9 protein-coding genes are annotated in these 10,045 nt (G+C 53.0%); 6 read left to right on the top strand and 3 right to left on the bottom strand.

What is annotated here, in order from left to right; translation table 11 throughout:
• Positions 1-115 precede the first annotated feature (115 nt).
• From K2H17_RS02625 to K2H17_RS02640, 4 genes are all read left to right on the top strand, one after another.
• Positions 116-562 carry a dCMP deaminase family protein gene (locus K2H17_RS02625; protein WP_300131097.1) on the top strand — a complete coding sequence of 149 codons (447 nt, stop codon included), beginning with the start codon at positions 116-118 and terminating at the stop codon, positions 560-562.
• Positions 563-653: 91 nt separating this feature from the next.
• A complete protein-coding gene (locus K2H17_RS02630) occupies positions 654-2,276 on the top strand; it encodes a S41 family peptidase (RefSeq protein ID WP_300131100.1) in 1,623 nt (540 codons plus the stop codon).
• A gap of 57 nt (positions 2,277-2,333) precedes the next feature.
• Positions 2,334-2,891, top strand: coding sequence for a 5-formyltetrahydrofolate cyclo-ligase (locus tag K2H17_RS02635; RefSeq protein ID WP_300131102.1), 558 nt, complete (start codon positions 2,334-2,336; stop codon positions 2,889-2,891).
• A 208-nt stretch (positions 2,892-3,099) separates the two neighbouring features.
• A complete protein-coding gene (locus K2H17_RS02640; protein WP_300131105.1) occupies positions 3,100-4,383 on the top strand; it encodes a DUF4143 domain-containing protein in 1,284 nt (427 codons plus the stop codon).
• A gap of 3 nt (positions 4,384-4,386) precedes the next feature.
• On the opposite strand, the gene K2H17_RS02645 is transcribed toward K2H17_RS02640, so the two are convergent.
• Together K2H17_RS02645 and K2H17_RS02650 are read right to left on the bottom strand one after the other, a co-directional pair.
• Positions 4,387-5,250, bottom strand: a complete 864-nt coding sequence (locus K2H17_RS02645) for an ATPase (protein WP_300131106.1) — start codon at positions 5,248-5,250, stop codon at positions 4,387-4,389.
• 56 nt (positions 5,251-5,306) lie between these two features.
• A complete protein-coding gene (locus K2H17_RS02650; protein ID WP_300131109.1) occupies positions 5,307-6,635 on the bottom strand; it encodes a DUF1343 domain-containing protein in 1,329 nt (442 codons plus the stop codon).
• Positions 6,636-7,026: 391 nt separating this feature from the next.
• Between K2H17_RS02650 and K2H17_RS02655 the strand changes: the two genes are divergently transcribed.
• Both K2H17_RS02655 and K2H17_RS02660 read left to right on the top strand, forming a co-directional pair.
• Entirely contained in the window at positions 7,027-8,058 is a 1,032-nt protein-coding gene (locus tag K2H17_RS02655) for a sensor histidine kinase (protein WP_300131111.1), read from the top strand.
• Positions 8,059-8,146: 88 nt separating this feature from the next.
• Complete coding sequence (locus K2H17_RS02660; protein ID WP_300131113.1) at positions 8,147-8,845, top strand: LytTR family DNA-binding domain-containing protein; 699 nt, start codon at positions 8,147-8,149, stop codon at positions 8,843-8,845.
• A 79-nt stretch (positions 8,846-8,924) separates the two neighbouring features.
• Here K2H17_RS02660 and K2H17_RS02665 read toward each other — a convergent pair whose 3' ends face one another.
• A complete protein-coding gene (locus K2H17_RS02665) occupies positions 8,925-9,713 on the bottom strand; it encodes a carboxymuconolactone decarboxylase family protein (RefSeq protein ID WP_300131115.1) in 789 nt (262 codons plus the stop codon).
• Positions 9,714-10,045 lie beyond the last annotated feature (332 nt).

A 10,045-nucleotide genomic window follows, 5' to 3' on the forward strand; every position in this document is an offset into this window, starting at 1 on the left:
GGGTTGGGGGTGTATGTTTTGCACATTTTTTTGACGAATGTGTTATATTTTGGGATGAAATGTGATTAAATAGAATAATTCTCGCTATCTTTGCATCTGAATAAATCGACCGATTATGGAACATAACGGCAAGCAAGATCTGCTCGACAGGCGCTATCTGCGCATGGCCCGAATCTGGGCCGAGAATTCCTATTGCGAGCGCCGGAAGGTCGGTGCCCTGATGGTGAAGGGCCGCACGATTATCTCCGACGGTTTCAACGGTACGCCGGCGGGCTTCGAAAACGTCTGCGAGGACGAAGACGGCCAGACAAAGACCTATGTCCTCCATGCCGAAGCCAATGCTATTACCAAAGTGGCCCGTTCGAACAACTCTGCCGAGGGTTCGACGCTCTATGTCACGGCTTCTCCCTGTCTCGACTGTGCGAAACTGATCATCCAGGCCGGGATCAAGCGTGTGGTGTTCAATGAGCTTTACCGGATCACCGACGGGATTGATCTTCTGCGCCGTGCCGGTGTGGAGTGCTGTCATCTTGCGGATGCCTGCGGCCCTGAGAATTCCTGACGTCGATGAGAGAGGGTGCCCGGACACTCTCTGAATTTCTGCCTTCTCCCGTATCTATCTGCTTTGACAAAAAACATCAAAAAGCTATTCTATGAACAACCGTCTAAAGAAAACATCCGTCTGGATGCCTCTTGCTATTGCAGTGGCTCTCGTGGCCGGAATGTGGATCGGTAAGTCTTTTTTCAATAATTCCGCAGGATGGAATTCAAGGAGCAAACTTGATACCATCATGGATATGATCGACCGCTCATATGTCGACGATATAGACACTGACAGTCTTCTCGAAGCCTCCTTTGCCGGTATCATGTCGCATCTTGACCCTCATTCGGTCTATATTCCCGCCTCGGATCTTCAGAATGTCAATGAAGAGCTGAGCGGATCGTTTTCCGGTGTGGGCATTTCGTTCAACCTGCTCAACGACAGCATCAATGTGCTTGAGGTGATTTCCGGAGGTCCTTCGGAAAAGGCCGGGCTTCTGGCCGGCGACAAGATTGTCAGCATCAACGATACCGTTGTGGCCGGGCAGAAGTGGAGCGACGTGCAGGTCCGTGCTTCGCTGCGCGGTCCGAAAGGAAGTGTGGTCAAACTCGGCATCAAGCGTCATACTTCAAACAAGATCCTGACTTTCGAGGTGACCCGCGGTGACATTCCGGTTACGTCGGTCGACGCTGCATATATGATCGCACCGAAAATCGGTTATGTCAAAATCAACAAGTTCGGTTCCAACACTTACAGCGAGTTCCTGACATCGGTGATCAACCTGATGGCTGATGGGGCTGAGAAGTTTGTTGTCGATCTGCGCGGCAACGGCGGCGGTTTCATGGAACCAGCGGTCCTCATGGCCAATGAATTCCTTCCGGCGGGTTGCCCGATCGTGAGCATGAGGGGCAAGACGGCTCCTGACGCGCGTCCGACTTTCAGCGACGGTTCAGGATCGCTGCACAACACTGAGCTGGTGGTTCTGCTCGATGAGGTTTCGGCCAGTGCGAGCGAGATTTTCGCCGGTGCCATCCAGGACAATGACCGCGGTCTGGTGATCGGTCGCCGCTCTTTCGGCAAGGGACTGGTGCAGAATCAGATGGAACTGCCCGACAGCAGCGCCATCCGTCTGACGATTGCCCGCTACTACACCCCCTCCGGACGCTGCATTCAGAAGACCTATGCGCCGGGCACGGACTATGACCGCGATATCATCACCCGCTATGAACACGGCGAGTTCTACAATGCCGATTCCATCAAGCTGGACAAGTCACTGGCCTTCGAGACCATGCATGGCCGCACGGTCTATGGCGGAGGAGGTATCATGCCTGACATCTTTGTCCCGAATGACACGGTCGGGATCACATCCTACTATCTCAATGTGGTCAACGCCGGCCTGATCCAGAAATATACTTTCGATTATACCGACCGCAACCGCGACCGTCTTGAAAAGACGAAGGATGTCAAGGAGCTGCTGCGCATGCTCCCCGATGATGACACGCTGCTTCAGGACTTCGTCAGCTATTCGCAGAAAGCCGGAGTGGCGCCGCGCTGGTATTACATAAACATTTCCCGCGATCTGATTGTTAACCAACTGAAAGCCATGATAGCCCGCAATGTGCTCGGCGTAGAAGGCTATTTCAAGGTGTTCAACGAGCTTGACCCGACTGTGATGACCGGCGTCGAAGCTCTTTCGTCCGGCAAAGCCGCCTTTCCGGTCAAGGACCTGAAATAGAGACTCCGGGCTTTCGGTCAGTCAATGTAATTTAAACATCCTCTTACAATCGGGATCATGAAAAAAGATGACATCAGGCGCAATATCAAAGCCCGCAAGACTCTTCTCAGCGAGGAAGAGAAAATTTCTGCCGCAGAGCAGGTGTTCGCAATGCTTGAACAGACTGCCGAGTTCATGCTCGCCGACAGGATTCTGATGTACCACTCTCTGCCTGACGAGCTTTCTACGCGCTCGTTTATCCGCAAGTGGTGCGGACGCAAGCATTTCTATCTGCCGCGGGTCAACGGTGTCAATCTTGAGATCCTGCCTTACGACGAATCCCGTCTGAGTCTCGGTTCGTTTCATATTGAGGAGCCGACAGGGACCGACACCTCGTCGGTCGACGATATGGAGATGATTGTGGTTCCCGCCGTGGCCTATGACCGCAACGGCAACCGTGTGGGCCGAGGCAAGGGCTATTATGACCGCCTGCTCTCCGGTAGCCGTGCCAGAAAGGTCGGAGTGGCTTATGATTTCCAGCTTGTCGATGAGATTGATGCCGATCCGCACGACGTGCGTGTCGATGTGGTCATCACTCAGAACAACCATATTGTCATCAAAAAATACACCCGCTGACAGCCAACTTTCCTGCCCACATCCACTCATTCGGCCAAACAACCGAACAGATTTCGGCCAAACGACCGAACGAAATCCGGCCAAACAACCGAATGAAACCCGGCCAAATAACCGAATGGATTTCGGCCAAACAACCGAACAGATTTCGGCCAAATGACCGAATTGTCAAAAATAATTGTTATCTTTGCCTCTGTAAACTTATAGGCAGATGACTCAGAAAGAGAAATATAGACATCGGATAGCCGATCGGTTGCTTGAGCGAAAGCTCAAAGGCAAAGGTGCGGTTCTTGTTGAAGGCGCGAAATGGTGCGGCAAGACAACTACCGCCGAGCAGATATGCAATAGTGTCCTTTATATGTCAGAACCGGGTAAGCGTGAGCAGAACGAACAATTGGCCCGTATAAATCCGGCTCTGTTGTTGCGTGGAGAGAAACCACGGTTGATTGACGAGTGGCAAGTTGCCCCAAAATTATGGGATGCTGTCCGATTTGAGGCTGATCATAGCCCGGATTTGGGTCTTTTTGTCCTTACTGGTTCGAGTGTGCCTCCGGATATGAGTGAAGTTATCCACAGTGGTACCGGACGGTTTGCATGGTTGAAAATGAGACCAATGTCTCTTTGGGAATCAGGCGAATCGACCGGAGATGTCTCGCTTGGAAGTCTCTTTGAGGGAAATCTTGAAATAGCCGGAGTATCTGCTTTGGATCTGGAAAAAGTCGCTTTCGTCACATGCCGTGGCGGATGGCCTCTGTCTGTTGACATGGATGATGAAATAGCTCTTGACCAGGCATTCGATTATGTGTCGGCTGTGGAAAAGCGAGATATTCAGCAGGCAGATGGAGTTGATCGGGATCCGGTGCGTGTGCATCGTCTGCTGCGGTCCTATTCCCGTCATCAGGGAGCACAGGTGAGCAATTCGGCCATAAGAGACGATCTGATTGAAAATGAGGGTGAAACCCTCGATGTGGATACTATTGCCGCATACATAAAAGCACTCAAGCGCATTTTCGTGATAGAAGATGTAGAGGCTTGGAATCCCAATCTGAGATCTAAAACAGCTATAAGATCTTCTGATACCCGATACTTTACCGATCCTTCGATAGCCACAGCATCTCTCGGCATAGGTCCGAAAGATTTGATTGCCGATCTCAATACGTTTGGATTGATTTTTGAAACGCTGTGTATGCGTGATCTGAGAGTATATGCCGAGGCCTTGAACGGGAATGTCTATCATTACAGGGACAAGAACGGGCTTGAATGTGATGCTGTCGTTCATCTCAGGGATGGCCGCTACGGGCTTGTGGAAATCAAGCTCGGCGGTGATAATCTCATAAATCAGGGAGCTTCCACCTTATTGACTCTTGCAGGCAAGATAGATACCTCAAAAATGAAGAAACCGTCGTTTTTGATGGTGCTTACGGCAAGCGGTGATTTCGCATACCGGAGAGAAGACGGAGTTTTGGTGGTTCCGGTCGGGTGTCTTAAAGACTGATTGCTAATTGTCTGAGCAGTGGTGCTCCGAGTGGAAGCGGATGAGGGCGTCCATCGGGGCCTGGAGGATGGTGCCTACTGTGAGGCCGCAGGCTGAGGCTGCGCTGCGGAGGACGGGGGCGAAGTGATGGGCTATGGAGCCGACGAAATGGATCGGCAGCTCGTGTGCGCCTTCGTAGGCCAGGATATTCATGTTGAAAAAACGGATGAATTCTTCGTGGACCAGAGCTGCGATTTCGGGCACCCCGATGTTGTCTTTCAGAAATGGTGCGAAGGAGGCGAGATAGGCTCCGGGCCGCTCTCCGCGGTAGACTTTAGCGATGACTTCCGCTTTGGTTGCTTCGGGATAACAGTCGGCGAACATGCCGATGACTGCGTCAGGCAATTGCCGTTTGAAGATTTTTACCAACAATGATTTTCCGAGTGAGGCACCGCTCCCTTCGTCGCCGAGGATGAAGCCCATCGGCGGAGTGTTGGCCGTGATGCGTTCCCCGTCATAGAGACAGGAGTTTGATCCGGTGCCGAGGATGCAGGCGATGCCCGGTCCGGTGCCACACAGGGCGCGGGCGGCGGCGAGCATGTCACTTTCGGCATGGGCTGTCTCTGCCGAGAATGTCCGGCGCAGGGCTGCTGACACTTCATCGCAGAGAGCGCCGATGCAGCCCGCTCCATAGAAATGGATGCTGCGGCATCCGGCAGCCCTGTCGATAAATTCAGGTGCGTCCTGGCGGATGATGGCGCTCAGGCGGTCTGTGTCACACTGGGCCGCATTGAATCCGCGGGTACAGAGGCGAATGTGGCAACGGGAATCTTTGCCGATGAGCGCCCATTCGATTTTGGTGCTTCCGGCGTCTGCGATGACTGTCATTGCGTTTGGAGGCTTGATTGGTTCTGTTGATGGCGGTGATGAGGTCTATGTGGCCTTTATTTGTAAAGCTGATAGATCTCGGCGCGGGCTTTGAAGCCTTCGATGTCCTTGTTCCAGTACTCTTCGATGTCCGAGACCTTGTAGGCCTTCTCGAACAGCTGACGGATCTTCGGAGATCCGCAGACCTTGTCAAACATGTTGAGACGTGCCTGAGTTGCCTTTGAGAAGGCTTTTTGCGTGGGATACATGGCAGCGAGCTCCTGCATGATGTAGAACTGGATCAGTGACAGCGGCGCAGCTTCGGCATCGCGGACGTAGACTTCCACACCGTGGAGATTCTCTCCCTTGAAGATCGCATAGAACGGTTTGTAATGGATGGGGCGGAACTCCACTCCGGGGATTTTCAGCGCTGTCAGCCTGTCGGCAAGAGCCTGGGCGTTGATCCAGGTAGCCCCTGTCAGTTTGAACGGCAGAGTGTAGCCGACACCGATCGAGACATAGTCAAGTTCGCCCATGATTCCTGTGGCGGGATAGAGCAGGGCGGTGGAGGGGTCGGGAATATGCGGCGAGGGGAGCACCCAGGGCATTCCTGTCTCGGCGAATGTCATCGATCGGTGCCATCCTTTCATCGGTATCACTGTCAGATCGGCTTTCATGCCGCTTTTGAGCAGGCCCTCGCCGTTGAGATAGCGGGCGAGCTCGCCGGGGGTCAGTCCGTAGACATAGGGGATCGGATACTGGCTCACGAATGAGAAGCAGCCCTGTTCGGCAATGTTGCCCTCGACCTTGTTGCCTCCGAGGGGATTCGGGCGGTCGAGCACCATGAATTTCTTGCCGTTCTGCGCGGCGGCTTCCATCGCCAGTCCCATTGTGGAGATGAAGGTGTAGCTGCGGGTGCCGATGTCCTGGATGTCATAGACGAGCACATCGACGTTCTGGAGCATTTCGGCGGTCGGCTTGCGCGTCTTGCCGTGGAGCGAATAGATGGGGACACCGGTCTTGGGGTCGGTGTCATTGGCCACGGAAGCACCCGCGACATGGTCGCCCCTGACTCCGTGTTCGGGGGCGAAGAGGGCTGTCAGTCTGACGTTGGGAGCTTCGGCGAGGATGTCGATCGTCGATTTCAGTGAATTGTCAACACCGGTCGGATTGGTGATCAGACCGACGCGCAGGCCATCAAGCTCCTCGAAACCGTTGCGCCGCAGGACTTCGATGCCCGGCAATACGGCAGGCGCGCTCCTGTGGCGGTTGTCGCTTATGGTCGGTTGAGGGTCTGAGGTTTCTGTCGTTGAGTCGGCTGATGTCGCCCGGCTGTTGTAGCTGCCGCAGCCGATGGCGGCTACGGTCAGAAGAATTGCTGATATGAAAGCGGTCATTTTCATCATGAATTTATAACGCTTCCGCCATGCTGAAAGTCTGTCGGAAGTGTTACTTTTACAAAAATACATAGTTTTGGCTACATATACAAATCAGCTCTACGAGGTCCTGAAGCCGGGGAAGGAGAATTTCCGGACAGTTGCAAAATAGTGGCTGACGGATTTTTCCTCGAAATAAACCTCGCATCAGGCATAAATTAAGAGGTTGTTTAAAAACAAGAGTTAAAATCTGAGCGAAAGTTTTGAGGTGGATATGGTTCTGAATTGAAGGAGCATAGCTCGCTATGCTCCTTTCTCATTTGAAACAATTTATCTAAAAGATACACCACTCGGATTTTAACTCTTGTTTTTAAACGACCTCTAATTTTCAAGAGTTACGAAATAAGATTAACTTTGTGAAATGAAATTCTTTCAGAAAAAAATAGACCGAATCATAGACTGGACTTTCTGTCTGGTCTATATGCCCTTGCTGATCGTGCTGAGTCCTGCCTACTACTGGCTTTCGGACTGGCCGGAGTTCACATGGCTGCTGATCGCCTGTCTCTACGGCGACTATTTTGCCATCCGTCTGCTCCACGTGCCGAAACTCTTTGTAGAGAGGAAATACTGGGTGATAGCCGTTATTCTTGTGGTGCTGATCATCGGCAACTATATCCTGACGCAATACAAGCTGCCGGAGGTTACTTTCAACGCCGAGTCGCTCACGGCTCTCTATAACCAGATCAGGACTTACAGCCAGGCCATCGGGACTTGGATGATGTTCTCGCTCGTCATGGGCTATGCGCTCTCCATGTCGTTCATCCAGGAGCTGTATCAGCAGCTGATGTTGAAAAAGGAGTTCGAGTTGCAGAAAAACACCGCCGAACTTGCGGTCTACAAGGCTCAGATCAATCCGCACTTCCTCTTCAATACGCTCAATTCGCTTTACAGCATGCTCATCGGCACCTCCGAGCGGGCCGAGGCTGCTTTTGTGAAGTTCATCGAACTGGTGAAATATACCTATACCGGAGTCGACCGCGATACCGTGGCGCTGCGCGACGAGATCCGCTATATCCGCAACTATATCGACCTCCAGTCGCTGAGGCTTAACGGCCACACGAAAGTCTCCTTTTTCTGCGATGTCGATGACGAGGAGGCCCGCATCCCGCCGATGGTCATGATGACATTTCTGGAGAATGTCTTCAAATACGGGGTCTCTACCCACCGAGACTGCCTGATCGACATCCGTCTGACTCTCAAGGAGGGGCTGCTGGAATTCAGGACCGAAAACGACATTGTCAAGCGGGTCGACGAGTTCCGCACCGAGGCCCCTGTCGGGCTGGAGAACTGCCGGGCGCGTCTTGCGAGCCTTTTCGGCAACGATTCGGAACTGAAGGCCGAGGAGCAGGACGGCAAATTTATTGTGGACCTGAAAATAAGAGTTAAGAACTGAGTGGCGTATCTTTCAGATAAATTATTGCAAATGAGATGCCAAGGCTCAGGTAACTAACTATTGTCATTAAATAACTTCTAAGCCTCTCATGATTAACCGTAAGCTCAGATGTGTAGCCATTGACGACGAACCTCTCGCATTGGACATTATCTCGAAGTTCTGTGAACGCTTCGGCGGTATCGAACTTTCAGTCTACTCCAACCCCGAAGAGGGGCTGGAGGTCATAAAGAAGGGAGATTTCGACCTGGCTTTTCTTGATGTTGAGATGGAGGGTGTCAACGGCCTGACAATCGCCTCGCATGTCCCTTCGGAAGCCTGTTTCATATTCACCACGGCCTATCTTGACTATGCTTTCGACGGATTCAACCTCAATGCCGTCGACTATCTCCACAAGCCCTTTGCCTATGACCGTTTCAGGCTTGCAGTCGAGAAGGCCATCAGAAACCTTGAATACAACGAGCATGTGCAGGCCGACAAGTGTATTGTGGTCAAGCAGGAGTATAACAATGTCTCCATTCCGCTTTCTGACATCGTCTATATCGAGGCGATGGAGAGTTATTCGAAGATTTTCCGCGTTGACGGAACCTGCACCCTTTCGCGTGTGATCCTTAAGACAATAGGCGGGATGCTTCCGCCGAAACGGTTTGTAAGGATCCACAGGTCGTTTATCATCGCCGTCGACAAGATCCGCAGTTTCAGCCGTCAGAGCGTCACGATGACCAACGGGGTTGTGGTTCCCGTGGGGCGTCAGTATAGCGCCGACCTCGCCGCAAGGCTTCAGGCGTGAAAGGCGTTTGTAGAAACCGACAGCGCGACCGGATCTCAGTCAGAGAGGTCCGGTCGCGCTGTCATTGTCTGCATCCGGTTCAGTGCAGACGGCTGTAATCGTCGTCGGAAACGGGTTCGAGCCACACGTTGGAACTTTCCTCGCCCGGAATTTCGAAGGCCAGATGGGCGAACCAGGAGTCTGAGGCCGCACCATGCCAGTGCTTTACGTTGGCTGGAATGTGGACCACGGTGCCGGGGAGAATCTCGACGGCTTCTTTGCCCTCTTCCTGATACCATCCGCGGCCTGCGACCCCGACGAGCATCTGGCCTCCGCCTTTAGTGGCCTTGTGGATGTGCCAGTTGTTACGGCAGCCCGGTTCGAAGGTCACGTTGAAAAACGGTATCTGCGAGTCGGAGATCTGTGCGAGGTAGCTTCGGCCTGAGAAGTATTGCCCGAAAGGGTTGGGAGATCCGATCGGGAAAATCATTCCGCGCTCGAATTCGGCTTTCGCGTCGTCGCCGCTGATCTCGTCGGCCCACACTTCTTTGGCCAGCCGGAAAGCAGCCCAGGCTTTGGGCCATCCGGCATAAAAGGCGATGTGGGTGATGGCTTCGGCGATCTCCGTGCGGCTGATGCCATTGGCTTTGGCTGTCTGAAGATGATAGGTCAGGGAGCTGTCGGTCAGGCCCTGGCTGATGAGGGCGGTGACGGTTATGAGGCTTCGGTCGCGGAGGCTGAGCAGATTGTTGCGGCTCCAGACTTCACCGAAAAGAATGTCGTCGTTGACGCGGGCAAATTCCGGGGCGAAGTCGCCTAACTGGTCGCGTCCGGCGGTCTGGACTATTTTTACGCCCAGGCTGTTGTCTGAATTGTTGCTTTGTGCCATAGTGGTGGTGAAGTTGGTTGTCAGTATGGTGGCTGACATGATTAGAGAGAACGGAATTTTCATGCTGTGGCTGATGATTTTTGTGCAAAGTTAGGGCAATCGCGTCTTTTGTATGTTACCAATAGGCAGGACCTTTGTACCATTTTTGTAGATTCCGTCGGCGAGATGATGGGACGATGGTAAATCAGTGTCCTCCGGACACTTTTTTGGGGGATTGTTTTTCCCCGTGACACCTGCGCGCTGTGCGCTGCGGTGTCACGGGCTACGAGTAAATCTGCGTCCTCCGGACGCGCGCGGGTTGATTCGGGGCGCGTTGGTTGATTCGGGTTGAT

Source organism: Duncaniella sp., from assembly GCF_029054785.1.
Classification (GTDB): Bacteria; Bacteroidota; Bacteroidia; order Bacteroidales; family Muribaculaceae; genus Duncaniella.

Bases quoted from the DNA above. Each gene is read 5' to 3' on its own strand.
- K2H17_RS02625 (WP_300131097.1), top strand. From the start codon at position 116: ATGGAACATAACGGCAAGCAAGATCTGCTCGACAGGCGCTATCTGCGC.
- K2H17_RS02650 (WP_300131109.1), bottom strand. From the start codon at position 6,635: ATGATGAAAATGACCGCTTTCATATCAGCAATTCTTCTGACCGTAGCC.
- K2H17_RS02655 (WP_300131111.1), top strand. From the start codon at position 7,027: ATGAAATTCTTTCAGAAAAAAATAGACCGAATCATAGACTGGACTTTC.
- K2H17_RS02645 (WP_300131106.1), bottom strand. From the start codon at position 5,250: ATGACAGTCATCGCAGACGCCGGAAGCACCAAAATCGAATGGGCGCTC.
- K2H17_RS02665 (WP_300131115.1), bottom strand. From the start codon at position 9,713: ATGGCACAAAGCAACAATTCAGACAACAGCCTGGGCGTAAAAATAGTC.
- K2H17_RS02640 (WP_300131105.1), top strand. From the start codon at position 3,100: ATGACTCAGAAAGAGAAATATAGACATCGGATAGCCGATCGGTTGCTT.
- K2H17_RS02660 (WP_300131113.1), top strand. From the start codon at position 8,147: ATGATTAACCGTAAGCTCAGATGTGTAGCCATTGACGACGAACCTCTC.
- K2H17_RS02635 (WP_300131102.1), top strand. From the start codon at position 2,334: ATGAAAAAAGATGACATCAGGCGCAATATCAAAGCCCGCAAGACTCTT.
- K2H17_RS02630 (WP_300131100.1), top strand. From the start codon at position 654: ATGAACAACCGTCTAAAGAAAACATCCGTCTGGATGCCTCTTGCTATT.